This is a genomic window from Ruegeria discodermiae (assembly GCF_030758345.1).
Taxonomy (GTDB): Bacteria; Pseudomonadota; Alphaproteobacteria; order Rhodobacterales; family Rhodobacteraceae; genus Ruegeria_C.
Genome location: NZ_JAVAMO010000004.1, coordinates 96,471 through 120,729 on the forward strand (window position 1 = coordinate 96,471; position 24,259 = coordinate 120,729).

General features: G+C 58.5%; 21 protein-coding genes. 6 read left to right on the forward strand and 15 right to left on the reverse strand.

From position 1 onward, the window contains the following. Positions 1–679 precede the first annotated feature (679 nt). The gene (locus tag Q5Y75_RS11605) at positions 680–1,369 is read left to right on the forward strand and encodes a hypothetical protein (protein ID WP_306197448.1); all 690 of its coding nucleotides are present in this window, start codon (positions 680–682) and stop codon (positions 1,367–1,369) included. Between the two features lie 201 nt (positions 1,370–1,570). Then, positions 1,571–2,974, forward strand: coding sequence for a hypothetical protein (locus tag Q5Y75_RS11610; protein WP_306197449.1), 1,404 nt, complete (start codon positions 1,571–1,573; stop codon positions 2,972–2,974). 115 nt (positions 2,975–3,089) lie between these two features. Here the strand turns inward: Q5Y75_RS11610 and Q5Y75_RS11615 are convergent, their stop codons facing one another. Further along, positions 3,090–3,662: a recombinase family protein gene (locus Q5Y75_RS11615; RefSeq protein WP_306197451.1), complete on the reverse strand. Its 573-nt coding sequence runs from the start codon at positions 3,660–3,662 to the stop codon at positions 3,090–3,092. A gap of 1,418 nt (positions 3,663–5,080) precedes the next feature. Between Q5Y75_RS11615 and Q5Y75_RS11620 the strand changes: the two genes are divergently transcribed. Next, on the forward strand, positions 5,081–6,025 hold the full coding sequence (locus tag Q5Y75_RS11620; protein WP_306197453.1) for a hypothetical protein: 945 nt from the start codon (positions 5,081–5,083) through the stop codon (positions 6,023–6,025). 452 nt (positions 6,026–6,477) lie between these two features. Here Q5Y75_RS11620 and Q5Y75_RS11625 read toward each other — a convergent pair whose 3' ends face one another. From Q5Y75_RS11625 to Q5Y75_RS11655, 7 genes are all read right to left on the reverse strand, one after another. After that, positions 6,478–7,449 carry a capsular polysaccharide export protein, LipB/KpsS family gene (locus Q5Y75_RS11625; protein ID WP_306197455.1) on the reverse strand — a complete coding sequence of 324 codons (972 nt, stop codon included), beginning with the start codon at positions 7,447–7,449 and terminating at the stop codon, positions 6,478–6,480. 197 nt (positions 7,450–7,646) lie between these two features. Further along, positions 7,647–8,174, reverse strand: coding sequence for a DUF2478 domain-containing protein (locus tag Q5Y75_RS11630; RefSeq protein ID WP_306197457.1), 528 nt, complete (start codon positions 8,172–8,174; stop codon positions 7,647–7,649). Positions 8,175–8,241: 67 nt separating this feature from the next. Next, on the reverse strand, positions 8,242–8,907 hold the full coding sequence (locus Q5Y75_RS11635) for an NnrU family protein (protein ID WP_306197458.1): 666 nt from the start codon (positions 8,905–8,907) through the stop codon (positions 8,242–8,244). Positions 8,908–8,993: 86 nt separating this feature from the next. Continuing rightward, on the reverse strand, positions 8,994–11,060 hold the full coding sequence (locus Q5Y75_RS11640; protein WP_306197460.1) for an ABC transporter permease: 2,067 nt from the start codon (positions 11,058–11,060) through the stop codon (positions 8,994–8,996). Continuing rightward, a complete protein-coding gene (locus Q5Y75_RS11645; protein WP_306197462.1) occupies positions 11,057–12,109 on the reverse strand; it encodes a quaternary amine ABC transporter ATP-binding protein in 1,053 nt (350 codons plus the stop codon). Before Q5Y75_RS11645 ends, Q5Y75_RS11640 begins: the two co-directional genes overlap by 4 nt. A 10-nt stretch (positions 12,110–12,119) precedes the next feature. Beyond that, a complete protein-coding gene (locus Q5Y75_RS11650) occupies positions 12,120–13,076 on the reverse strand; it encodes an ABC transporter substrate-binding protein (RefSeq protein WP_371933257.1) in 957 nt (318 codons plus the stop codon). A gap of 525 nt (positions 13,077–13,601) precedes the next feature. Beyond that, a complete protein-coding gene (locus Q5Y75_RS11655; RefSeq protein WP_510769689.1) occupies positions 13,602–14,852 on the reverse strand; it encodes a DUF8692 domain-containing protein in 1,251 nt (416 codons plus the stop codon). Positions 14,853–15,439: 587 nt separating this feature from the next. On the opposite strand from Q5Y75_RS11655, the gene Q5Y75_RS11660 reads away from it, so the two are divergent. Continuing rightward, positions 15,440–16,120: a hypothetical protein gene (locus Q5Y75_RS11660; protein WP_306197468.1), complete on the forward strand. Its 681-nt coding sequence runs from the start codon at positions 15,440–15,442 to the stop codon at positions 16,118–16,120. On the opposite strand, the gene Q5Y75_RS11665 is transcribed toward Q5Y75_RS11660, so the two are convergent. Beyond that, positions 16,117–16,521: a c-type cytochrome gene (locus tag Q5Y75_RS11665; RefSeq protein ID WP_306197470.1), complete on the reverse strand. Its 405-nt coding sequence runs from the start codon at positions 16,519–16,521 to the stop codon at positions 16,117–16,119. The genes Q5Y75_RS11660 and Q5Y75_RS11665 overlap by 4 nt on opposite strands. Positions 16,522–16,535: 14 nt before the next feature. Continuing rightward, entirely contained in the window at positions 16,536–16,925 is a 390-nt protein-coding gene (locus Q5Y75_RS11670) for a cytochrome c (protein WP_306197472.1), read from the reverse strand. A 104-nt stretch (positions 16,926–17,029) separates the two neighbouring features. Here Q5Y75_RS11670 and Q5Y75_RS11675 point away from each other — a divergent pair, with 104 nt between their 5' ends. Continuing rightward, the gene (locus tag Q5Y75_RS11675) at positions 17,030–17,467 is read left to right on the forward strand and encodes a DMT family transporter (RefSeq protein WP_306197474.1); all 438 of its coding nucleotides are present in this window, start codon (positions 17,030–17,032) and stop codon (positions 17,465–17,467) included. On the opposite strand, the gene Q5Y75_RS11680 is transcribed toward Q5Y75_RS11675, so the two are convergent. From Q5Y75_RS11680 to proS, 5 genes are all read right to left on the reverse strand, one after another. After that, positions 17,451–18,137, reverse strand: a complete 687-nt coding sequence (locus Q5Y75_RS11680; protein ID WP_306197477.1) for an ABC transporter ATP-binding protein — start codon at positions 18,135–18,137, stop codon at positions 17,451–17,453. The genes Q5Y75_RS11675 and Q5Y75_RS11680 overlap by 17 nt on opposite strands. Beyond that, a complete protein-coding gene (locus Q5Y75_RS11685) occupies positions 18,130–19,416 on the reverse strand; it encodes a lipoprotein-releasing ABC transporter permease subunit (protein WP_306197479.1) in 1,287 nt (428 codons plus the stop codon). The genes Q5Y75_RS11680 and Q5Y75_RS11685 overlap by 8 nt, the downstream gene beginning before the upstream one ends. Positions 19,417–19,547: 131 nt before the next feature. Continuing rightward, complete coding sequence (locus Q5Y75_RS11690) at positions 19,548–20,333, reverse strand: glycosyltransferase family 25 protein (protein WP_306197480.1); 786 nt, start codon at positions 20,331–20,333, stop codon at positions 19,548–19,550. A gap of 2 nt (positions 20,334–20,335) precedes the next feature. Beyond that, positions 20,336–21,241, reverse strand: a complete 906-nt coding sequence (locus tag Q5Y75_RS11695) for a glycosyltransferase family 2 protein (RefSeq protein ID WP_306197482.1) — start codon at positions 21,239–21,241, stop codon at positions 20,336–20,338. 13 nt (positions 21,242–21,254) lie between these two features. Further along, on the reverse strand, positions 21,255–22,652 hold the full coding sequence (gene proS, locus Q5Y75_RS11700; RefSeq protein WP_306197485.1) for a proline--tRNA ligase: 1,398 nt from the start codon (positions 22,650–22,652) through the stop codon (positions 21,255–21,257). A gap of 169 nt (positions 22,653–22,821) precedes the next feature. Between proS and Q5Y75_RS11705 the strand changes: the two genes are divergently transcribed. Beyond that, the gene (locus Q5Y75_RS11705; protein WP_306197486.1) at positions 22,822–24,189 is read left to right on the forward strand and encodes an FAD-dependent oxidoreductase; all 1,368 of its coding nucleotides are present in this window, start codon (positions 22,822–22,824) and stop codon (positions 24,187–24,189) included. Positions 24,190–24,259: the final 70 nt, after the last annotated feature.

Genomic DNA, 24,259 nt, shown 5'->3' on the forward strand with positions numbered 1-24,259 from the left:
AAAATGAAGCACGGCGAAAGCATAACCAGTTGGCGCAATCTGACTGACTACGGTGGCTGTGAAAGTGGGGAACCTATTTTGATGGGCCACGCCACACAGGTAGGCAGGCATGACACTCGAGTGCAGTCACAAAACCGGGCTAGTGGCATTGCGCTCCTACCTAACTTGAAGGCTTCAAAATCTCCCAATTACAAGGTCTTCTGCGTACTCAAACTTGAGGTTTGTACCTACCGGATTTAGTCCGCATGCAATTGATGCATTCAGGATGTCTTGCAGGCGCCGCATTGTCAGCGGCCTTCGATGCTCTGTACCTTCAGCCCAAATCCGAAGTTCCTCCGATAGCCTTTGGCGGCCTTCTTACTCGATCAGGGGCAGTAGTGGTAAGATGCTGTTTCAATTGATCTCTGGGGAATACCGCTATCGCTATCAGTTCAGCCAACCCAGATCGAACTCCGAAGTATGCAACGCGTTGGACAGATACTGAATACCTCAGTTGCGTTTCCAGAAATGGAAGTCTATTCTGATGGCCGCGGAGCCGACGCCAGGGCTGCAAGCGACCCAAAAGGCGGCATGACACTAAATCGATCAACCCATGGCAACCTGTGACAAACGGCTGGTCAATGGAGGTCAGGAAACGCTTGTGATCTTCAGTCTAGTGACTAGCCAAGTCGAGGACTTCATGGATATCGAAAAACACCTCAAAACCTTTCTGTGCAACAATGTCGCCGAAGCCGGGGGTGGCAAGTTGCGCTCATCCTATGCCCACGAGATCGTGGCAGCCTTTCTGGGCTACGGTAGAAAGCAAGACCTAGTAGCGGACCTGAAAACCCAGACCGGATCCGATCTCGAGCTGCTGCGACAAGCAAGTCATTTGCTTGTAGATGCAGACCTTGTTGATCGTCGCTGCTTGGATATCGAGCAGGCCAGTCTCTCTGACAAGCATGGATCAATTGTTAAGCTGCCCTCTCCCGAACAAGTCATAGTGAGGTTGCGTGCAATCTTGGAATACTGGAGAGAACGCCCCATTTCACTAATCCTCATATACGACGACGGTCGACAATGGATCGAGCAAGTGCACGATAACCTGCTATTCGAACTGACTGAGAGCCTTAGCGGGGTTATGGCAGACACCAATGCTTTTTTTGGAGAGATGACGGTCGATACTGGCGGTGTTTGGTGGGGCGAAAGCACTGTCGAACTTACTTGCGAAGGAATGCTCCACGGAGAGCAAGATCGAGACCGCATGTACTTGGGCGACAAGATCGACTTCCAAGCTACTCTCAAATTCACGCGCTCTGGTGGCCGTACCGGTGTCAAGGACGCTAGTTTCACTGCGTTTGGGGCGGTCGACCACAGCGTCTACTATTGAGCCAGCACAGAGCGATCGTCAGTGGCCTGTTGCGCTGAACTACGGACAAAGCAAACAGATACACGCATCGGTGTGAGACGCCAAACGGCTGCTCACCTCGACCAATCGTGGCTTGTTCTTACCTATTAGAAGGAGGGATAAGGCCGCTCAGGGCAATCACTCTGATCTCTATGAGATGAAGGGATAAGGAATAAATAACAGATGCAAGTGACAGATCGGGCAAGCAGGCGAATAAACCTTTTCCGCAAACCCAGGGGCAAGCACGCGCCTGCAATTTACGACAGGCTCGACAGGATACAGCTTGAGGTGGAGCGAACAGAGGATAGGAGGGCGAGGGACCGAAAGACCGAGCACAAGTTCCGCCAATGCTTAAGGGCAATATGCCTTGATCTGTTCGTTGCACACACTGCCGACCCGGAGATGCTAATTGGTGTGTCGCGTGACAACAGCAGGCTCAGCAAGCCTCGTCCAGACCACCCTGATTTTGTGTCCGCTCGCCCATTCCTCGATGCATTGGAGGGTTTGATAAGGACTGGTTACGCGGAACAAGTGTCATTAGGCATTGAAGCGAGCGGCAAGTCTTCACGCATTCGTGGAACGAGCAAGCTCATCGACCATCTCGGCGTCGGGCAACTCAAGCAAACGCACATCATAGATAACTCCGACCCAATAAGGCTGAAGGTTGGACCCAAGGGCGACAAAAAGCTGACCGCCTTTTTGGATACCGCAGAAACCCAGCGTTGGCGAGCCAACGTCAAGCGTATCAACGAGCACCTACAGCGCTACCAAGTTACCTTGGACCTCGACCCGATGCAGTTCCAGGAAATGGAAAGGCAACGGCTGGAACAGGCAAGGTTTGACGCTCTCGCAGAAGTCAAACCCATTGCTTACCAGAGAACAAACACCGGTGCCGTTAGTTTGTTCCGCGTTTTCAATAGTGAAGATTGGGCACAAGGCGGACGCTTTTATGGTGGATGGTGGCAACAGATACCGAAACAGTACAGACGCCACATCCTCATCAATGGCAAGCTGACTTGTGAGTTCGACTACTCCGCGATGCATCTAAGGCTGATATACAAGCTTGCCGGTGCCGACATGCCTGACATAGACGATCCATATGCTGCACCGTACGGCCCAACGCATCGCACTGCAGTCAAACGCGCCTTTGCAGTAATGCTCAACGCCAAGAAGCGACCGAGGTCGTCAACAGTGCCAGAGTTCAATCAGCAAGAGTTGGGCATGACCTGGGAACAGTTCTTGGATGGCATTCTCGAGTTTCACGAACCCTTGCGTGACCACATGCTCAGCGGCAAAGGAACTGTACTGCAGAGGATGGATGCCGACATCGCAGAAGCTGTGTTGTTGAAGTTCACCTCAATGAACCTTCCCTGCTTGCCGATCCACGACAGCTTCATCACCTACAGCACTATGGCAGACGAGCTACCCGACATCATGGAAAGCATTGCCGCAACCAGTAAGGCAATTCGCATACCTTCACGGCACACTCATACTGGGGAATACACCGGCCCGACTGGATTGGTCGAAGACAACATCGAGGATCTTCTTAATGAGACTATCCAAGGGCAGCAAATCACCGTGGAGTAAAGGCTGGCCCCATTCAACAATTGGAAAAAACTGGGTAATAAACACTCTCCGAGTATCGCACCTCGCCTTCTCCATTACCCAGAACAGTTAAGTCCATCGCGATATCGAAGGAAACTTAGGCCCGTCGTCCGCCCTCGGCATCACCTAGGATGCGGTACACGGACGCACGGCCAATCCCTAGTTCTCGAGCAATTGCCGTTGCTCCCAACCCGCTGTCGTGAAGCTCCAGTACCCTAGCCGTTTTCGCCCTAGCTGTCGGCTGCCGACCCTTGTATTTTCCGGCGGCTTTGGCCTTTGCGATACCCTCACGCTGGCGCTCCAGCATTATTTCTCGCTCAAACTCTGCGATCCCCCCAAGGACCGTCAACATCAACTTTCCGGTCGGCGTACTGGTATCGAGGTGCAGGTCCAGAACATGCAACGCAGCGCCTTTTTGTTGGAGAGTGTCCAAGAGTTTCATGAGATGCGCCACAGAGCGCGCTAGGCGGTCCAAGCGTGTCACCATAAGGGCATCGCCCTCTCTGATGAACTCCAGTGCCGCAGCGAGCTTCTCACGGCCTGTAGCGTCCACGGACGATACCTGCTCCTCGAACACTCTTTCGCAGCCTGCGTTCTCCAGATCTCGTATTTGAGCTTCCAGCCCAGCTTGTTGGTCCAGAGTGGACGTCCGAGCATATCCGATAATCATTGCGCCTTCCTGTCTCGTATGACTTTTAAAGATTGTGAGGCATTGTGTCTCAAAGATCAACAACTATGTGTGTGAGACGGTCAGCTTGGCTGAGAAGCTGTCTCTCATGACCAAGATCTATTGGGACACTGAGGCACCGGAGCTGCTTACTATCCGATCAACCTTGACGTCACAGAAAAGCGAAGTCTTGCTGAGGGAGTAGAGTGAAGGGTTATCGATGCACGTTGCTGTTATTGACATAGGCAAGCCGAACAAGAATTTGGGTTGGGCCATCGAGGGTCCTGATCCGTCGGATGGAACAGACCTCGATGAGTGCATCAGTGGAGTTGCGAGAGCACTGCTAACCGGCCCAGTCGCGCTTGGGTTTGAAGCCCCGATGTATGTACCTGCCAGAACAGAGCCCGATGGCTTAACGAAGGCTAGAAAGGGTGAGTGTCTGCATGGTATAAACCGACCATTCTCGGCTGGCGCAGGAGCATCTGTCCTAGTTACGGCAGCGGTGGTTGTCCCTTATGTTCTGTCAGAATTGCGCGAAATAGCCCCTGCAACTAAGGCCACATTAGATTGGAGAAGCTTTGTCGCTAATCAGCAAGGGCTACTTCTCTTCGAAGCGTTTGTAAGTAACCAGAGAAAAACATCCGAAACTCGACACGTCGAGGACGCAAAGCTTGCAGCCCGAGACCTCTGTAGTAATCTAATTACTGGGAGCAATATCGTCAGCGCAATCAATGAACCAGATTGCTTCAATTTGCTCGGTGCAATGATGCTACGAACCGGCTGGAGTACAGACCTGAGCATCCTCTCTGACGAGTGTCTGGTGATCCGACCAATGCCAACAACGTAGCGAATTGCGAGGCGGCCACATGTATGCCGCAAGAACGTCAACGTTGGTTGTGAGCGTTACATCTCGTAATGCCATGAGTGCAAGCTACTGAGATACGGCACCGTCGCGGCTTCCTTCCAAACAGCCTTCGCTTGCAACTTCAAAAGCCGCGTAATACAGACCGACCCGAGACATCGAGCTTGGCCCGAAAGGGGCTGATTTTGATTGGAGCACTTGCGGCTGTCGCGTGCGCTGTGACCTTTCCGGGCTTCGCAGAGCTTGTATTCGCTCTTGGACTGGAGGTGACTATGTTCGTGATCGTAAAGTGCGTGCGCGAGCAAGTGGCACTGCGGGTCCCCGAGAGGGGTTGCTAGCGTACGTGAACAGTCGAAGTGCCTGATTTAATCGGTTTGGACCAAGAGATGCCACAAGGGGGCTAACGCCCCCGCCCGCACCAATCTAGCCCCTATGGGGGAAAACTCCGGCGCGGGATGGGGTAGATACCCCCTCGCAAAAATTTGCCTTTTTTTCTTAACCGGTATCGCCCTTCTATATGCCATGGTGATGAAAAAGAATATCGGAGCGTCAAGGCGGAATGACTTTAATTCTCTCAGTGCAGACCAGAGGTTCGATCTGGCTGGTTGCCGATAGAAGGCTCTCAGGTGCCATTCCCCGCCCTATAGACGATGCAATAAAATTGACTGTGGTCCAAACAACAGACGGGCTTGCGTTGTTGGGGTATGCGGGTCTGGGGGCTACTGCGCTTGGGAGCAATCCATCGCAGTGGGTTAGCAATGTGTTGCGAGGACGCAATTGTCCTCTCGAAGAAATGCTCGGCATAGTTGCCGATGCCATGAAACGAGAGTTTCCCCCACACTTGACCACTCTCGCGGATGTTCGCCAACGTCAGCACAACTTCTTAGTACCTGCGTTCGTTGGGAATGAGTATCGAGTATACACGATCGAACTCGTCGCGACGCCAAATGGATGGTGGCACAGATACACCCGCCACGTCAGAGGAGGTGCATTAGCACCATCACAAATTACTGTGCCGATAGTAGTTCTCGGATCAGGCGAGAGATCACTTGTAAATTATACGGGATGGGAGAGGCCGCTGGTAAGCTTGGTCAATGCCTACAATCGAAACAAAGTCTCGGCACTGTCCGTCAGTAACCGGCTGGCCGAACTTTGCTATCACGCTCACCAAAATACACTTGATGGTTCCGTAGGTCCAAGAAGTATTGTGGTCTGGAGGAACTCCATGACTGGGTCTCACACTGGGGGTGGTGGACAGAATTTCTACACCGGCTTGAAAAAAGACGAAGACGACGCAATCCTGCCATGCATTCTAAAAGGGATGGACTTGGCAATGTGCATCAAGGTCATCTTGAGTGAAATGTCACCGGAAAAACAAAGGCTCTTAGACGCTTTCGCGACTGGTCAGAGGCCTGCTCCACCGAAACTAGTCACCGAAGAAATCGAAAAGATTAATGATCGCCTTGCCAAGCTGCCAAACACTCCAAATGAAAAACTAAGGTAAACACTTTTTTGATCAGAAAATCCTTTTGCGGCAGCAGACGCCTGCCGACCATCCTAGTGCAAGGGTATTGGCGAGTGGATGCAAGTAAGGTTCAGTCTTAAGTCAGTACATTCGAGAACAAATTTAACCGCCCATCAAGCGCCGAAGTCCGCACATGTTGCGCAGAAACAATTTGGATTGACGAAACACTGGGAGTGAAGCAAGAAAGTGAGACACATCGCAATCCCTCGCTCTGGAAGGTTGCGCTTTTCTAGCGTCTTGCGGGGTCGGTGGCCGTTCCAGGGTCGCCCACCATTCCTCAGAAGATCAAGGGCTTAGACCGCAAAACCTCCCGGTGCGACACATTGGTGAGACACAGCAATGCGTTTGGCATCCTATCTCTTCACGTCCCGGGACGGGACTTTCTAATTCCGTTGGCCTGGAAAAGCACGCAGGTCATAGTTAGGGGCTTGTCAAAACCGTTCTTCAGGAAATCCGGCGGCACGAAACTTTGCCCATATCTGAGAGGTGAGATTACCACTGTTCAGGGAAAGGCAGTTTTTCAAGAAGTACCATGACAAATACTGTTCATAGCCTTCTTTCCGCTCAAGTTCGCGGGCGAAAGCTTCCTCAAATCGCAATTCGTTTGATACCGTACTGACGAAGTGATGGAAGTCAGACACCCCAAACAAAATCGCGGGTTTTCGATGCAAAAATCCCTCTAAAGCGACCGTTGAGTTTATGGATACGGTGGCGACGCTTGCTTTCAGGATATCGTGCACATTTGCAGTAGACAGGAGCAAGCGATCATCTATTGCGACAAGAGAACCGACCGCTTCAATATCTGATAGTTTGCTGGCCTTGGGGTGGAGCTTCACAATGATCGGCCGATCCCCGGTTTGCTCCATAACCGTTCTTAGCATTGCCAGATCGCAGGTATCGGTTGCTCCAGAAGCCCTCGGGTAGTCTCCTTGAAAAAAGACCGAAACCGCGCCTTTGACCTTGGAAAAGCTGACAACATCGCTTGGTTGTTCGTATTTGGATTTCCGTTTCTGCACATATCGTTGACGCATGTTGTCAAAAAATGCACGTGCGCGCCGGTATGATATCTGGTCGGCATCGTAGCTCCGCGTTCCAACGGAGCTGAAAGCCTTCACTCCCTGAGCATCCAGGTGCCAGTCCCGCCAGAAATAGGCGACCCCCGCGTTCAAAACGTATGGCGCACAAACGGAACGGTCATCAATGATATGAAGATTGCCGTCGTTGAGCCGATCATCTTTGATTTCTCTTGTTCCCACTCTTATATCCGGGTCGCGGGCTCGAACCTCTAGAGGAATTCCCCTGTCCTCTGTGATCTCGCGCAGCATCGCATAGAACTGAAGATGCCGTCCCCTCAAATCCCAACCTACATCGCGTTTCTTCAGATGGAGAACGATCTTGGTCACTGGTTCATGCCTCGGTTAGTTCGAGGTGGAGGTTTATTGCGGTCGTTGCGTGCCCGACTTGAGCATCTGAAAGAGCGTCTGGAAAGCATGTCTGCTCTTGATCGCTCGCAATCTTACAAGTCTTCTGGCGCGGCAATCGGGGCCTTTTTCGGCGCGATCTAAAGGGTGAAACCGCCAGCGGCTGATAGATTGAGAGCTCAGTCCGCCCTGGCCCGCCCGCTCAATGGCGAGAGCGCGTCAAACCAGTCTTGCAATGCGTCAATATCGCCGTCCAGCACATCGGCCATTCCACCCGCAAAGTCCTGGAACCGGTCGAGGTTCAGCCCGTTGACGCCTACCAGAACCGGAATCTCGCGCTCCAGCGCGTCGGCGATCACCGGGCGGAAACCGCGGCCATCGGCCTCGTGCTTGCCGAACTTGTTGATGATCAGCAGTTCGGGTCCGGCGTCCAGAGACTGGGTGACCAGCCCCACGGAGCGCTCAAGCTCGGACGGGTCAAGGCGGCAGCCCCGCGCGTTGGCCCCCAGTGACTGCGAAATCCGTATGGTTTCACCGGTGGGCAGCACCTTGAGGTCCATGTCGCATTTGTAGCCATCGGCGCATTCGGTGTTGGTTTGCACGACACCCGCCAGCGCGGTCCCGGCCTGCAACAGGCGCTCTGCTAGAGCGCTGAGCAGCAGGTCGGTTGCACCGCGCTCGGTTGTTGTGACACAGGCGAGTTTCATGAGCCGTTTCCTTTTTCTGGTCTCATCGCGTTCAGATAGCATGGTTTTTCCGCCCCTGCCACGTTCTCTATGGGACCGGCGATAGGCCAATCACCGTTCCGTGCAGGGCAAAAAACAACAGATAGAGCGCTGCACCGCCGATCAAGGCATGTGGTTGCACCAATGCTGGCAGGCCGCGCAGAGAGAAACGCGCGGTGTAGCGGGCCAGCCGCTCCCATTCCGGCCCCATCACACGCTGATTGCGCCGGTCGATCAGCACCATGCCCGCAAGCGAAAACGCCGCAAAGCCGCCAAACAGGATCACATGGGCCAGATCGCCATTGGCCAGCAGATGCGACAGCGACCAGAGCATCAGTGCCAACAACAAAGGGTGACGCGTCAGCGCAAGGATGCCGGGGCGGTCCGGGTCGAAATCGCCCTGCCCCAGCCCGCCAAACGAGAGCGGATTGCGGACAGACATGCCTGCCACGGTCAGCGGGCACGCCAGCGCCATCAGCAGCGCCGGTGCCCAACGCAGCGCGCCGTGAGGCGGCAGGACCTGTACGTAAGGCGCCTGTGCGGCCGCCGCGATCAGCCAGATCAGGATCAGCACGGACAACGAGGAATAGCCCAGAATATAGGGCCGTAGCCCGACCGCCTGGACCAGCGCCGCTCTGACCCGGGGGCGGGCCGGGATCATGTGGCTGGCCAGAAAGGCCAGCAACGCCAATGTGAAATCGGTCCAGCCGCTCATGCCATCGCCTCATGTCGCTCTGCGATCCCGTTCTGGGGCAGAGACGCCCTGCATGCCTTGTCATTGGTCAAGTCGCCGGAGCCTGATTACAGCCCCAGCGCCTGTCTGCGTTCCTCGGCAAAGCCCTGCACCATACGGTCGGCGATCAGGGCAAGAATGGCCATGGCTGCGCCTGCCGAGATGCCCAGACCCACATCCGCCTGCCCCAGCGCCAGATAGATCGACTGACCCAGACCGGTGGTGCCGATCAGTGCCGCAATCACCAACATGGCAAAGGCATAGAGGATGGTCTGGTTCAGCCCCAGCAGGATGGTCGGCGCAGCATAAGGCGCGCGGATATCGCGCAGGATTTGCCACTCAGTCGCGCCGCTTGCGATCGCGGCCTCCATCATCTCGTCCGGCGTGTTGACCAGCCCGTGCCGCGTATAACGGATCATCGGGACAACCGCATAGGCGCAGATCGCCAGAAATGCCGAGAACTCGCCGATCTGAAACACCATCAGTACCGGGATCAGGAAGACGAACAATGGGATCGTCTGCAACATGTCGCAGATCGGGCGCACGATCTTCCAAGCGGTGTCGCTGACCGCGCTGAGCAGGCCGACGGCACCTCCGACCACGGCGCAGGCAAAGACCGCCGCGCCGCTGAGATAGAGCGACAACAGCGCCCTCTCCCACAGGCCCGAAACAAGGATGGTACTGAGCAGGATCAGGGTCATCAGCGCCAGTTTGCGCCCTCCCGCAACCCAGCCCAACGCCGACGCGCCGACCAAAACAAAGGGCCAGGGCAGATTTGCGATGCCGGTTTCCAGCATACCGATGCCGATCATCACCATCAGCCCACCGGTCACATGCCCGCGCCACGCCATCAGCAGCGCTATCACCGCACCTGCCGCAAACAACCCGTAGCTCATGGTCGGAGTCCAAGCAAAGCCCCAGGTGAAGGGCAACACCGCCTGATCCAGCCCGATCCGCAGGGGCAAGAGCACATAGAACATCGCGTTGTTCTTGAGCGCATCCAGCCACGGACCGTTGTTTTGGGTGAAAGATGTCAGACCGCTATCCACCGCTGCCGCGACCGGGTCCATCAGCGTGAATTCCGAGGCGTTGGGCATACTGGACCAGAATAGCGCGGTAAAGACCACACCAAACGCCACCAGCGCCCAGACCACGCGGCGATCATGACGCTTGCGCTCGGTCGCCAGCGCGCCGCTCATCCGGTCGATAACAACGGCAAAGACCACGATCACCATCCCCGCCAGCAGCGACTCGCCGAACTGCGCCTTGCGCATGGTCAGCAGGACCTCCCAGCCGATATCGTTGAAGCCGCCGATCACCGCCGCGATGATCACCATCGACAGCGCCGCCATCAGGCACTGATTCACCCCGATCATGATCTGGGTGGTGGCCGACGGGATCTCGACCTGAAAAAGTTGCTGGAACCGCGTGCCGCCAGACATGATGGCGGCCTCCTTGATCTCGGGCTCCACCCGCTCTAGCCCCAGCATCACATTGCGCGCCATCGGAGGCGCCGCATAGATCGCCGAGGCGATCAGCCCGACCACTGGCCCAAAGCCGAACAGCAGCAGCAAAGGCGTGAGATAGGCAAAGGTCGGCACGGTCTGCATCACATCGAGCACCGCCTGCACCGCGGATTTCACCCGCGGCACCTCATTGGCCAGAATACCGATCGCACCGCCAAGGATCAGTGCCAGCGGTACCGAGACCGCCACCAGCGCCAGCGTGTTCATGCTTTGCGGCCAATAGCCCGAGGACAGCACAAAGCTCAGCCCCAGGAAGCCCAAAGCCGCCATCGGCAGGCCGCCGATATACCAGCCCAAAGCGGTCACCAGCCCGATCACGATGGGCCAGGGTGTGGCGCCCAGCGCCGCATTGGCCCAATCCATCGGATAGCGCATCAGTTCCGAGAACAGCCGGGCCACCGGCTTGATCCCTTCCAGAAACCATTTCAGCGCGGCCCCGACCCAATCCGTCGCGGGCAGCGCCCATTCCGCAGGCCAGGTGACCAGCCACGGCACCAACGGCTCCAGCGCCAGACACAGCGCGCCGACCAGTAGCGTGATCAGCGCGGCTTGCGTGCCCTTGCTCAGTTGGGTCGCCATAGGTGAGGCAAGCGGTTCGGCGATACTCATGCCTCGTCCACCTGCAGGGCGGCAGCCAGATCAGACGGGTAGACCGTGCCGACAACGTTGCCGCTGGTATCCCGCACTGGTACCGGTTCGTAAAGGTTCATGCATTTGGCAAGCGCTGCATCCAGCGTCATGCCAGTTTGCAGCCCCGGATCGTCGGGGCCGAACTCAGTCTCGCCTTCACGCATGACCGAAGACACGATGGCATGCTGACCCTTGGCCACATCCTTTGAAAACTCTCGCACATAATCATCGACCGGATGCAGAACGATCTCGGTCGGGGTGCCGATCTGCACGATTTTGCCATCGCGCATGATGGCGATACGGTCGGCTAGCTTCAGCGCTTCGGCAATGTCGTGGGTGATGAATACGATGGATTTCTTCAGCGTCGCCTGAATGTTGAGGAACTCGTCCTGCAATTGCCGCCGGATCAGCGGATCAAGCGCCGAAAACGGCTCATCCAGAAACCAGATGTCGGGGTTCACCGCCAGCGAGCGCGCGATACCGACGCGCTGCCGTTGCCCGCCCGAGAGCTGGCGGGGGAAACTGTCTTCGCGCCCCTCAAGCCCGACCAGAGAGATCACTTCGCGGGCGCGCTCCGTACGCTCCTTGCGTCCGATCCCCTGAACCCGCAGCGGATAGGCCACATTGTCTGTCACGGTCATATGCGGGAACAGGCCAAAATGCTGGAACACCATGCCCAGCTTCTGGCGGCGCAATGCGGTCAGGCGCCTCTTGCTGGCCCCGCGCACATCCTCGCCATCAATGCGGATTTCCCCGCCCGTGCCTGCCAATAGCTGCGAGATGCAGCGAATAAGCGTGGATTTGCCCGAGCCCGACAGGCCCATGATGACAAAGAGCTCGCCCTCGTGAACCTCGAAATTAGCATCCTGCACCGCCGGAATCATCCCGGCATCGCGCAGAATGTCGGCTGCCTTATCCGCATCACCGCCTGACCGAGCCAACGCGTCGGTCAGGGCCTTCTCTGCGCCATCGCCAAACACCTGCCAGAGATTCCGGCAGGCGATGGCTGGCGTGTTTGCGTCTGTCACCTGTTGCGGCTCACTTGGTCGCCGCGTCAACGACCGGGCGCCACTTGTCCTCATTCTCGGACATCCAGGTGGCGACCACCTCTTCGACGGCACCGCCATCCACGTCGATCGCCCCCATCATCGGCTGTTGATCATCGACTGAAAGCGCGTAGTTGGTCAAGATTTCGTAAGCGGCAGGCCATTTATCCGCAAACCCTGACCAACCGGCCTTGAAGATACGCGAAGGCGCGAAGTCACAATCATTGACCGCGTTCGGGTTGGGGCCCCAGGCCGGATCGTTGAAGCACGCCTCTTCGCCCACAGGCAGGTCGACAAATTGCACATCATAGGCCGACATCGCCCAATGCGGCTGCCAGAAGGTGATCAGCAGCGGAGATTTCCGTTCCGTCGAGGCACGCAGTTCTGCGATCAGCGCCCCTTCGGAGCCGGCGGGCACGGCCTTGAACGGCAGGTCCAGCCCAGTCATGCGATCGGCGCCGGGCGTGCCCCAGTCGGCCGGATAATCCACCAGACGTCCGCCGGGCAGCGTTTCGGCTGTTGCAAAGACCTGCGCGCAGTCCTGCAGCGCCTCCCAGGCGGGCAAGCCCGGACACAGCTCAGCCACATGTGCCGGGTAGGCAATGCCCTCCTTAGCATCGAGGCCCAGATCACCGATTTCGACCACGGTGCCCTCTTCCACTTTCTTGGCGTATTCGTCGGAAACGTTCGAGGACCAGATTTCCAGCGTCGCATGGATGTCGCCATCGGCCAGCGCCTGGAACTGGTTCATCATGCCAGCGGTGACATATTCCACATCATACCCGGCAGCCTTTAGCATTTCGCCTGCCACATGCGTGGTCACGTGCTGGCCGGTCCATTCATTGACGGCGAGTTTGATCGGTTCGTCCACCGCGCCCATATCCGCGGCCTGTACCATACCGGCCACCGCACTCAGAACGATCCCCAAGCTTGCTGTCTTCATTTGCATTTCTCCCTGTTATGTATCTGTTGCTTCGCCCGGCAGTATCGGCTGATTCCTGACCGGTGTCACGCGGTGCAACTTGTGTGCGCTTTTCTTGATTGATCAGTCAATCATCAATCAGGTCGCTTGATTCTTGTCGAGTAAAAAGTGCCCGGACAGCGGAATTGTAGCGCGGCTCCGACCCGCATGGTCCTGTCGTCGAGTTGTGAGGCTCGCCAGGCATCAAGGTCTGATGGTCTCTGCCACATGTTGCTCTTTACCGCAGGCGTATCCGGCGGCCCCTATGACGCTCGGGCACTCCTGCAGAACAACAAGATTGCAAATGTCTTAAAGCGCCTTGAGGAGAAGATCGCATGTACCGTCGGTGAGGTGACACAGCCGGGGCCCGCACGCCCCTTTTTTGTGCCGATGGCAATGCCAGCACCCACACTTGGCCACGGAAGAGCGTCAAACATCAGACAATGGTGCGAAACCAAGATATCCCTGCCAAAGCTTGCGGATTGGCGGACTACCGCTTGATCGAAACAACACCTAGCGCAGCGAAGTCCCTGCTTCCCTGTCGAGGTCCAGTTCGGCCTTTCGTGCCAGCGATATCTCGAAGTTGATCACCGCGCCAAGCGCGATTGTCAGAAAGAATGCCATGGTCCGGCTTTCCGATAGCGCTAGCAGCGCAAGGCACACCCCGGCAAGGACCAACAGCCTCAGAGGTGATACTGTCATGCACCCCAACCGGTAACTTGCGGACAACAGAATCATGGTCAAGAAAACAAGAAGCATCGCCCTACGGCTCACCGTCATATTCGCCATTTCGAAAGTCTGATCCGGAGATATCGCGATGCAAGCACAGGACAAAGCAAGCAACAGGCCAACGACCACCAGAACTGCATGGCCGGTCCGACCTTGCAGCCATCCGCCCGCGACAACCGCCGCCGCTGAAAGAAACGCCATTGCAGCCAGCCAATCTGCAGGCCGCCCGCGCCCGTGGTCCTGAAGCCCCGCAGTCACGTAAGATATCGCTGGCGCCAACACGATCAATAGAATCAACAGACCATGACGTCGCTCAACAGGCACTGCAAAGGGAGCACCGTGTCGATCAGCCAGAACGCCAGACGTGTTGCTGATGGCAACGCACAAGAGAACCAGCATCCCAGCCAGTTCGCTACCCTCTTCAATTGCAATCCGCAAAGCGCTTGCGTGAGCACTGTTCCACGTCATCGCGTGTTCGAGCACTTCCTGCACGGCGACCGAGCCCAGCAGCGCGAAACCCACCAAAAGGATCAGAGCCTGCTTGCGCTGAACATCACCCGCCCGCCAGAGCGTCGCCACCGCCCAAAGCAGCAACGCGGCAAGAACAGCGCCGAGCGGGAGCAGAAGTCCCCACGACCCAACTCCCATCGTTCTGCCAACGCCCGAGAGCCTTTCGTGCAGTGAACCGACTTCGTCTGCGCTCAGAAAGAAAAACACGCCTGCGGTTATGGCCCAGGCCCGCGCAGCGCGTGGCAAGCTGGACCGGCAGAGGGTGTTGCCGTCCATCATGTGAAGCCCGATGATCGCAAGGAGCGCGCCCGAGAACCACGCGGCCAGATTGTTCTCATGCGCCAAATCTAATTCCTGAACGATTCTCGGGATAGATTGCGCCCCGTTGGTGCTAGCCTGGAATTCAATCAGATAGGCCATCACGGTAAGAACCACGCAAACAAATGCTATCAAATAGAATTCGACCGAAATCCTACTCACTGCAAATCGCGATTGCGATAAAACAAATGTCACCGACAATACCACCCATCAAAAATGACACAAAAATGTCATAAAACTGTTACATTTCCGGATGGCATTTGCAAATCGCGCTCGACAGGACGATTGCTGGCCCGAAGAAGGCCATTATCGAAGCCTTATCCGATCTGGGTCCTGAGCGTCAGCACGCGTGCAGACGACGCGCCGGGCGGCGGGCGCTGCGTGAACACCTTGACGCTGAGCGAGAGTCGCTAAAGGCGCCTCAAAGTAACTTGCGGAAACCAGAGCCGGGGGCACGGGGCTCTGATCGTGGCTGGCCCCCAAGTATATGACCATCTTGCCTCGCAAATCTCTGCAACCCCAGCTTGACACATGCATGCTTCCAGGGCGCCGCGACATCACCGGACCATGTGCGGTGGTGGATTACGATGATCATGTTCGGGCCCGTTGGTCGCGTCCTGGGTGTTCAACACCGACATGCGGTGGCCTGCTGATCTTTAACCGCCTGAAAGATGCACCATAAGACCATTCTCCGCGGGAGCATCGAGATCACGCGCGCCCTCCGAGTGCTGCACATATGCGTCATCGCTCACAAAACGCTTGCGGCGCATGACCGGCGGGCTAGGGTTTTGATCATGTTCCTGCGTCTTCTTGTGATCCTGTTTCTGGTTGCGGCCTGTGGCCGCCCCCTCACCGAAACCGAAAAGGACTTTGCCGCTCGCATCCATGGTGACGCGCTTGATCTGGACCGGGTGCGGCTGGTTGAGGGTGCGCCGGTGGGCAGCGTAACCTTTCAGCGTAAACCGCGCCCGCGCGTGACCTGTCGCGAACGTATCCTGCCCCCCGTCAAGGAAGAGATCGTCACCTCAAAGCCAGCGGCCGTTGCCCTGTTCAACCATGTCCTGTTCACACGAGATTGGTATCTGGAGGATTATGCGCAGGAATACCCTGATCGCCTCCATCTGGTGCAGGCGATGCTGTTTGCACATGAACTGACCCATGTCTGGCAATGGCAAAACCGCCGCAAAACTGGCTATCACCCGCTGCGCGCAGCGGCGGAGCATGGCCGGACCAACGATCCCTATCTGTTCGATCTGGACGAAACCCCCAATTTTCTGGATTACGGCTTTGAGCAGCAAGGCACAATTGTCGAAGAATATGTCTGCTGCCGGGCCCTGGCCCCCGATGCAGCCCGGACCGCACGCCTGCACAAGATGCTCAGCGCGGCCTTTCCCGTCTCGGATCTACCCAAGGTGCGGGAAAGCGATGTCTACCTGCCCTGGGACGGGGTCGAGATCGAGGGGATCTGTGATTAACCGCTGACCTGGATGCTTTCCAGATAGGCCAGCAGCGCCGCCAGCGGGCGCGGCGTTGGCGTCAGGGTGCCGTCCACCTCGACCGGAACGGTTTCGCCCTCCAGCAAGGCTCCGAATTCGGGCATCACGCTCGCCGGTGCCTTGCCCTTGCCATAGCCGTCGATCTGGGACAGCACTTGAGCGCGGGGCAATACGCCGCCGTTTCGCTCAGCGATACGGGTCAGGTCGGGCGCGCGCTGTCCATCCGCCAGAACGCCGCCCTTGGCGTCAGAGCCATGACAGGCGGCACAGTTTTGCGCAAAGAGCACCGCTCCTTCATCGGCCTCGGGCATCGCGTTTTCCGTCGCGCATGCCGACAGGACGACCATCACGGGCATTGCAAGCTTGACCTTCCACGGCATGATCTCGGGCTCCTTTAGCTGGGTTGCAGGGTCTCAAGATATGCCAGAAGGTCGATGATCGGCGCGCTTGTCAAGATGGGTTGCCCGGAATGGGTCTTGGTGGCCTTGTCCTCACCTTCGAAGAAATTGCCATAGACCGGCATCGGGCTGCCATGGCTGACCAGCGGGTCGCGACCGTCGATGCGACGCACAACCCGCTCTGTTGGGAAAACCCCATCCACCTGCAACTGCGTCAGATCCACCGGTTTTATCATCAGCACACCGGCCATCGGCCCCTGCCCGGTCGCGTCGATCCCGTGGCAGGTTGCACAATGCGTCATATAGAGCGCCTCGCCATTGGCGGCATCCTGTGCGGCCACCGGCAACGCTAACCCCAAGAGTATCGAGATCAATACTGGTTTCATCAGTCTCACTCCGCATAGGAATTTGCTTTGAGGAAAGCTTGCCCGCGGCACCCAATGCCGCAATGATCCAGATCAACCCAAAGCAGACCCGGAGACCGGACCCGATGACACAATACGCACTGATCATGCTGGCCGCCGGGATCGGCATACCGGTTCTTGCCGCATTAAACGCAGCGCTTGGCAAGCTCATTGGGTCGCCAACCGCTGCGGGCGTGGTCCTGTTTGCGATCGCCTTGGCGGCTTCCGCGCTGATTATGATGCTGTTTCCCGGTCCTCAGGCATTGGCAAAGCTGGGCGGCGCGCCGAAACACCTGTTTCTGGCGGGCTTGTTAGTCGCGTTCTATGTGCTGTCGATCACCCATGTCGCCCCGCATTTCGGGGTCGGCAACGCGGTGTTCTTCGTGCTGATCGGTCAGTTGATCTCAGCCGCGGCCATCGACCACTACGGACTATTTGGTGCGCAGGTAAGTCCCCTGAATTTGACGCGCGCGGCGGGTATTGCGATCATGGCCGTGGGCGTCGCGATCACGCAACTGGCCTGATCGCGCCCTCCTCCAGCCGCAAAACTCGGTCCATCCGTGCGGCAAGCTCCAGATTGTGCGTCGCGATCAGGGCTGACAATCCAGTGCCCGCGACCAGGTCCATCAATGCGCCAAACACCTGATCCGATGTACCAGGATCAAGATTGCCCGTCGGTTCATCCGCCAGCAGCAGACGCGGCGCATTTGCCAGCGCCCGGCAGAACGCGACCCGCTGCTGTTCACCGCCCGAAAGCGCTGCTGGCCGGTGATCGGCCCGTTCTGCGACCCCAACCCGTGCCAACAGGTCCTTTGCCCGCGTCTGCGCCTCTGCCTCTGCGGCCCCGTTCGCCAGTTGCGGCAGGGTGACGTTTTCCAACGCGGTGAACTCGGGCAGCAGATGGTGGAACTGATAGACAAAGCCCACATCACGCCGCCGCGTCGCGGTGCGCTTGCGGTCGCTCTTGCCACTCATGTCCTGGCCACCAATCCGCACGATCCCCTGATCGGGCGTATCCAGCAGGCCCGCGATGTGCAGCAAGGTGGACTTGCCCGCCCCCGACGGGGCCACCAGCGCCACCACTTCGCCCGGTTCGATTTCAAGGTCAGCGCAGCGCAGCACCGCCACCTCAGCCGGCGTGCCGCGTTTGTAGGATTTGGTCAGCCCCGACAGGCTCAGCACCGGATCACTCATAACGCAACGCCTCAACCGGGTTCATCCGCGCCGCGCGGCGGGCGGGAAAGTAGGTAACGAAAAACGACAGACCCAAGGATAGACCGACCGCCTTGAGTACATCGGACAAGTGCAACTCGGCCGGTAGGGCGTAGATGCCCCGGATGGCCGGGTCCCAGACGCCGCCGCCCATCGCATAGTTCACGAAGGAGAAGATCGGATCGATATAGATCGCGAAGAGACAGCCCAGCACCACGCCCAGCGCGGTTCCGATCAACCCGGTGAAGGCGCCGCAGATGAAGAAGACCCGCAGCACGGACCCCTCGCTTAGCCCGATGGTGCGCAGGATGCCGATATCGCGCCCCTTGTTCTTGACCAGCATGATCAGGCCGGAAACGATGTTCATCGCCGCGATCAGGACAAGGATCGACAAGATGATGAACATCACGTTGTCCTCGACCTCCAGCGCGCGCAGGAACCCGCCGGAGGCATCCTGCCAGGTCCAGGCCCGCGCGGTATCTCCGGCGGCGACAAGGATCGGGATCACCACCTTGTCCAGCGCTTCCGGCTCTTCGACCATCACTTCAATTTCGTCCGCCACACCCTCGCGATTGAAGAAACTTTGCGCCTCGGCGAAAGGCATGTAAACGCGGGTATTGTCGATGTCATAGCGCCCGGCGCTGAACACATAGACCACCTCATACGCGTTGACCCGCGGCGAGGTGCCAAACGCGGTCTTGGCCCCGTCGGGCGAGATCAGCTTGACCCGGTCACCGACGCTGGCCCCGATCGTGCGCGCAACGCCGGACCCGATGGCGATCCCCTCGCCAAACCGCGCCAGATCGCCATAGGAGGTCTCGCCATCCGCGATACCCGGCAGGCTAGCGAGGTCGTCGGCGGAGATGCCCAGAACCTGCACCCCGGCATTGCGGCCCTGCTGCGCGATCATCACCTGCCCGCGCACCAGCGGCGCGGCGCGGTTCACACCGGGAACCTGCGCCACCTTCTCGGCCATAGCGTCATAATCGGAGATCGTCCGGTTCACCCGCCCCTGCGCATCCACCTCGCCCACGCTGTAGACCGTCACATGGGCGTTGGCACCCAGAATGGTGCCGACAAATTCGGACCGGAAGCCAGAGCGCACGGCAAGCGTGGCAATCAGGGCAAAGACCGCCAGGGTGATCCCGATCAGGCTGATCCAGGTCATCACGCTAACGCCCCCCTCGGCACGACGCGCCCTCAGGTAGCGCCACGCGATTTTCCATTCGAACGGGGCAAAAGGTGCCGGTTGAGAGGCCATTACGGAGTTCCTCGAAACAAAGTCGGCGCAACCTGCGTCGTCAACCGTCCGGGGTCAAGCGGCGATAGCGCGCAGGAGGCGGCAGTCAATTGCCGATGGCCTCAATCCGCCTGCACCGGGCCAGCAGCCGCTCAGGCATCACGATACCGGGGCAGGTCGTCGCAAAGCGCGGGCATATACGCCTCAAACCCGCGCAAATTGCGCTTGCGCAGGCTGCGCCGGATTTCTTTCACGACGCGATAAGGCGCGGGTCCCTTGGCGGCCTTGCTGCTGTCCTGCCGCTCGCGTTGGCTTGTCTCTTGCACCCCTTCACTACCCGGAGAGATACAGCACATCTGCTGCACCGCCACGGCGGGAAAAAGCTGGACCGGATCAACGCCAGTGCGGGCGCGAAAAACGAAATCATCCAGCGTTTCGCAGTAGGTTTCGCCATCCGCCAGTAACCGCCGGGCGGCTGCGGATGACACCGCGTAGCAGGCGGCACTTGGCACCGGCTCGACGATCGCGCGCAGCTGCCAGCCGTTCATTTCGGTGGCAGGCCCATAGCGGCGCATTGCGTTGAACCCGTCGAGCTTGACCACACCGAAATGCTGACCCTCCAGCGCCGCCAGCAGGCTCGGGAAAGCGGTGGACACAAAAATATCATCCTCGCAGACGATACCCACCGTGTCCTCAATATCTGCGATCCGGCGCCAGACCGCGCGGTGGCTTTCGAACACCGCCTGCTCAGAGCGTTTCAACTCCCACCGGTCCCGCCAGCTATGGGGGGTATAGCCCGGCGCTGCGAAGCCCGGATCAGTTGCGTCGATGGCACTGATCCGATTCAGGTGCTGTTCGAGCCTCACCTTGGCGAATTCCGTCTGCATCGCGGAAAATCTCTCTGGCGATCGGTCGAGGTTGATGACGAATATCTGCATGATCAGCCCTGCAAATAGTCCCATTTGCGCCAGGGCTGTATCCGCCTGCGCAACGTGATCTTCAGGCTGTGCAGGGCCGCCCGCCGCATCGTCTCGTTACCTCTCGCGGCCCGCAGCGCCGCCCGACACATCGAGATCGGCAATTGCCCGCTGCGATACCAGTTCAGCGTCTCTTCACCGTCGATCCTGCCACGCCCCGCCAACTTGCCAAAGTAACGGCTCCAGACCTCGGCATAATCCTTGGCAACTCCCATCACATTGGCCGACACGCCCCGTGCGCTGAACTTGGACACCGGCAGTTTGGTACCCACGCCGGAATGCCCTTCCATCAGCATCCGAAAGACAAAGTCGTAATCCGACGCCACGCGATAAGACAGGTCATGCCCACCAAGCGCCAGAAACACCTCGCGCCGCACCAGCATCGAGTTATGGCAAAACGGCATCCGCTGCAGGAAGGCAGACAGGTTCGTGCGGCTGTGGTTCTTGGTGCGGCCATCCTCAAGCGTCTGCAGCGTGCCGCCATAGACAAAATCGGGCTGCGTGGCCTGCACCAATGCGGCCAACTCACCTAAGATGTCGGTGCTCGCGAGCGAGTCGTCGGAGTTCAGGAAGATCACATAGTCACCGCTGGCAAGGGCAACCGCCTTGTTCATCGCATCGTAAAGCCCGGCATCCGCATCGCTTTGATAAATGATGGGAATCGCCGTCGCATCGGCACAAATCTCTGCCTGCCACTCTTCAAGCAGGGGCTGGGTGCCATCTGTTGACGCTCCGTCCCAGATCACATGTTCCACCGCACGAAAGCTCTGGGCCTGCACGCAATCCAGCGCCGCGCGCATCGTCTCACGGCGCCGGGCCTCAATGAGGTTCCGGGTCACTGTGATCACCGATATCAGCGGTTTGGACATGGCGGGCCGCCGGTCACAGCCAGGTGTGAAACGGCCTGCCTGCCATCGGCTCGGGGTGTTCCTCGGTGCCGCCGCGATGCGGGGCATAGATGCTTGCCACTTTCTTGACGGCTTCTTCCGGGCTCAATTCTTCGCTTGTCCCCGTGCGGCGGCTGGTCAGTTCGACCACGCCGTTCTTCAGCCCGCGCGGGCCGACGGTAATCCGCCAAGGCAGACCGATCAGGTCCATGGTGGCAAACTTGCCCCCTGCCCGCTCGTTGCGGTCATCATAAAGCGGCTCCAAGCCGATGGCGGTCAGGGCCTTGTAGAGTTGATCGCAGGCCGCATCTGCCTGCTCGTCCCCCTGTTTGAGGTTGACGATCCCACAATGGAACGGCGTTACACCTTCGGGCCAGATGATGCCATTATCGTCATGGCTAGCCTCGATGATGGCGCCGACCAGACGGCTGACACCGATCCCGTGGCTGCCCATATGCACCGGGACCGGCTTGCCATCCGGGCCCTGCACCGTCGCGCCCATCGGCTCGGAATACTTGGTGCCGAAATAGAAGATCTGCCCCACCTCGATCCCGCGCGCCACGCGGCGGCGCTCTTCGGGCACCTGATCGAATAGGGCCGCATCATGGGTCTCATCCGTGCGGGCGTATTTGGAGGTGAACTCTTCAAGAATCGCCTGGCATTGCGCCTTGTCATCATAGTCAATCTCACGATCGCCAAAGGTCAGATCGGTGACAGCACTGTCATAGAACACCTCGGATTCGCCCGTGTCGGCCAGCACCAGGAATTCATGCGTGTCGTCGCCGCCGATGGGGCCGGAATCGGCGCGCATCGGGATTGCCTGCAGGCCCATCCGCTCATAAGTGCGCAGGTAGCTGACCAGATGGCGGTTATAGGCGTGCAGCGCGTCTTCCTTGGTCAGGTCGAAATTATAGCCGTCCTTCATGTAGAACTCGCGCCCCCGCATCACGCCGAAACGCGGGCGGATTTCATCGCGAAACTTCCACTGGATCTGGTAGAGCGTCAGCGGCAGATCCTTGTAGCTGCTGACATGGCTGCGGAAGATATCGGTCACCAGTTCCTCGGCGGTCGGCGTGAACAGCATGTCCCGGTCATGCCGGTCCTTCATGCGCAGCATTTCCTGGCCATAGGCCTCATATCGCCCGCTCTCGCGCCAGAGGTCCGCCGATTGCATCACCGGCATCTGGATTGGGATATGGCCCGCACGAATCTGTTCTTCATGCACGATATTCTCGATCTTGCGCAGCACCTTGAAACCCAGCGGTAGCCAGGAATAGATCCCGGCGGTGGCCTGCTTGATCATGCCCGCGCGCAGCATCAGCCGGTGGCTCACGATCTGGGCCTCGGAGGGGTTTTCCTTGAGAACAGGCAGAAAGTAACGGCTGAGGCGCATGGTTTGACCCTGGAGGTAAAGTTTGAGTTGAACCGTGATTATGCCAAAGCCCCGGCGGGGGCAATCCGAACCTGTTCCAGCGGGCGACCTCCGATACGTCGCAATTGGGATTGACCAATGGCCCGGCAATCCCGAACTCTGGCGCGAAGCACAGTGGGCGGAGGATAGGATGGCCGACACGATTAGCGAACCGGCGCGCGAGATACCGGTTGTGCATCGCACCGAGGTTCTTGTTGTAGGCTCCGGCCCCGGTGGCCTTGCTGCGGCGCTTGCCGCCGCGCGCGCCGGTGCCGAAGTGACCTTGCTGGAGCGGTTTGGCTGTTTCGGTGGCAATATCACCGCCGTGGGTGTCGAGGGTTTTGCATGGTACCGGCATGAAAAAACCGTCGAGGCGGGTGGCATCGGCTGGGAATTCGAGCAACGCGCCAAGGAGATGGGCGCAGCGGTGCCGGAATCGCAATCGCTCAGCTACGAGTTGGACAGCGAAGGCTTCAAGCTGGTGGCTGACAAGCTGGTAGAGGAGGCAGGCATACACCCGATGATGCACCGCCAATTCGTGGCCCCGATCATGGAGGGCAACCGCGTCACCGGCGTCATCGTGGAATCAAAGGCGGGGCGCGAGGCCATTCTCGCCCGTGTCGTCATTGATGCCACCGGGGATGCAGATGTGGCGCATCGCGCTGGCGCGCCGACCTACAAGACGGACCCAGAACAAATGATGGCCGCCTCGGTCATGTTCCATCTGGCCGGGGTCGACAAGCGCGCCTTCATGGAGGGGATCAAAGCTGATCCGCAGACCTACAAGGACTGGGGCGGCGGTGGTGAGTGGGTGATCGAGACCAGCGGCAAAGAGGACGACATGTTCTCACCCTTCATCAAGAAACCTTTTGATCAGGCCATCAAAGAGGGGCTGATCCCCGCCAATCTGAATACCATCGCCGGAACCTGGGGCGCCCTGCACGACACTGGCGAGCTGACCTACATGAATCTGATCCATCTCGACGCAGTGGACGGCACCGACCCCGACAGCCTGACGTGGGGAGAGATCGAGGGGCGGCGGCAGTCGATGCTGGCGATCGAGGCACTGCGCCGGTTCATGCCGGGCTGCGAGAACGCGCGGCTGCGCAATTTCGGCATGACCATCGGCGTGCGCGATACCCGCAAGATCGATGCTGCCTATAATATGACCGAGGATAATGTGCGCCACGAGGGCCGGTTCGAGGATACAATCGGCATCTATCCCGAATTCATTGACGGCTATGGCATTCTGATCCTGCCCACAACCGGGCGCTATATGCAGATCCCCTACCGCTCGCTGCTGCCCAAGGGAATCAGCGGTCTGCTGGTTGCGGGCCGGTCGACCGGTGGTGACCGGATCGCCCATGCGGCCACCCGCAACATGTCCTGCTGCGCAGTTGCCGGGCAAGGCGCAGGCGTGGCGGCGGCATTGTCGCTAAAGAGCAACCGGGCATTGGACGAAATCGACCTAAGCGCCGTTCAAAGTGAATTACAGCAGCAAGGGGTGCGAACACACTAGCTGGCGCGGACGTTGCCCAAGGGGCGGGATACCGTTGCGAAACCCGGAACACCCTCTTGATCGCCAGCGC

Bases quoted from the DNA above. Each gene is read 5' to 3' on its own strand.
- Q5Y75_RS11605 (WP_306197448.1), top strand. From the start codon at position 680: ATGGATATCGAAAAACACCTCAAAACCTTTCTGTGCAACAATGTCGCC.
- Q5Y75_RS11610 (WP_306197449.1), top strand. From the start codon at position 1,571: ATGCAAGTGACAGATCGGGCAAGCAGGCGAATAAACCTTTTCCGCAAA.
- Q5Y75_RS11615 (WP_306197451.1), bottom strand. From the start codon at position 3,662: ATGATTATCGGATATGCTCGGACGTCCACTCTGGACCAACAAGCTGGG.
- Q5Y75_RS11620 (WP_306197453.1), top strand. From the start codon at position 5,081: ATGACTTTAATTCTCTCAGTGCAGACCAGAGGTTCGATCTGGCTGGTT.
- Q5Y75_RS11630 (WP_306197457.1), bottom strand. From the start codon at position 8,174: ATGAAACTCGCCTGTGTCACAACAACCGAGCGCGGTGCAACCGACCTG.
- Q5Y75_RS11635 (WP_306197458.1), bottom strand. From the start codon at position 8,907: ATGAGCGGCTGGACCGATTTCACATTGGCGTTGCTGGCCTTTCTGGCC.
- Q5Y75_RS11640 (WP_306197460.1), bottom strand. From the start codon at position 11,060: ATGAGTATCGCCGAACCGCTTGCCTCACCTATGGCGACCCAACTGAGC.
- Q5Y75_RS11650 (WP_371933257.1), bottom strand. From the start codon at position 13,076: ATGCAAATGAAGACAGCAAGCTTGGGGATCGTTCTGAGTGCGGTGGCC.
- Q5Y75_RS11660 (WP_306197468.1), top strand. From the start codon at position 15,440: ATGTTCCTGCGTCTTCTTGTGATCCTGTTTCTGGTTGCGGCCTGTGGC.
- Q5Y75_RS11665 (WP_306197470.1), bottom strand. From the start codon at position 16,521: ATGCCGTGGAAGGTCAAGCTTGCAATGCCCGTGATGGTCGTCCTGTCG.
- Q5Y75_RS11670 (WP_306197472.1), bottom strand. From the start codon at position 16,925: ATGAAACCAGTATTGATCTCGATACTCTTGGGGTTAGCGTTGCCGGTG.
- Q5Y75_RS11675 (WP_306197474.1), top strand. From the start codon at position 17,030: ATGACACAATACGCACTGATCATGCTGGCCGCCGGGATCGGCATACCG.
- Q5Y75_RS11680 (WP_306197477.1), bottom strand. From the start codon at position 18,137: ATGAGTGATCCGGTGCTGAGCCTGTCGGGGCTGACCAAATCCTACAAA.
- Q5Y75_RS11685 (WP_306197479.1), bottom strand. From the start codon at position 19,416: ATGGCCTCTCAACCGGCACCTTTTGCCCCGTTCGAATGGAAAATCGCG.
- Q5Y75_RS11690 (WP_306197480.1), bottom strand. From the start codon at position 20,333: ATGCAGATATTCGTCATCAACCTCGACCGATCGCCAGAGAGATTTTCC.
- Q5Y75_RS11695 (WP_306197482.1), bottom strand. From the start codon at position 21,241: ATGTCCAAACCGCTGATATCGGTGATCACAGTGACCCGGAACCTCATT.
- proS (WP_306197485.1), bottom strand. From the start codon at position 22,652: ATGCGCCTCAGCCGTTACTTTCTGCCTGTTCTCAAGGAAAACCCCTCC.
- Q5Y75_RS11705 (WP_306197486.1), top strand. From the start codon at position 22,822: ATGGCCGACACGATTAGCGAACCGGCGCGCGAGATACCGGTTGTGCAT.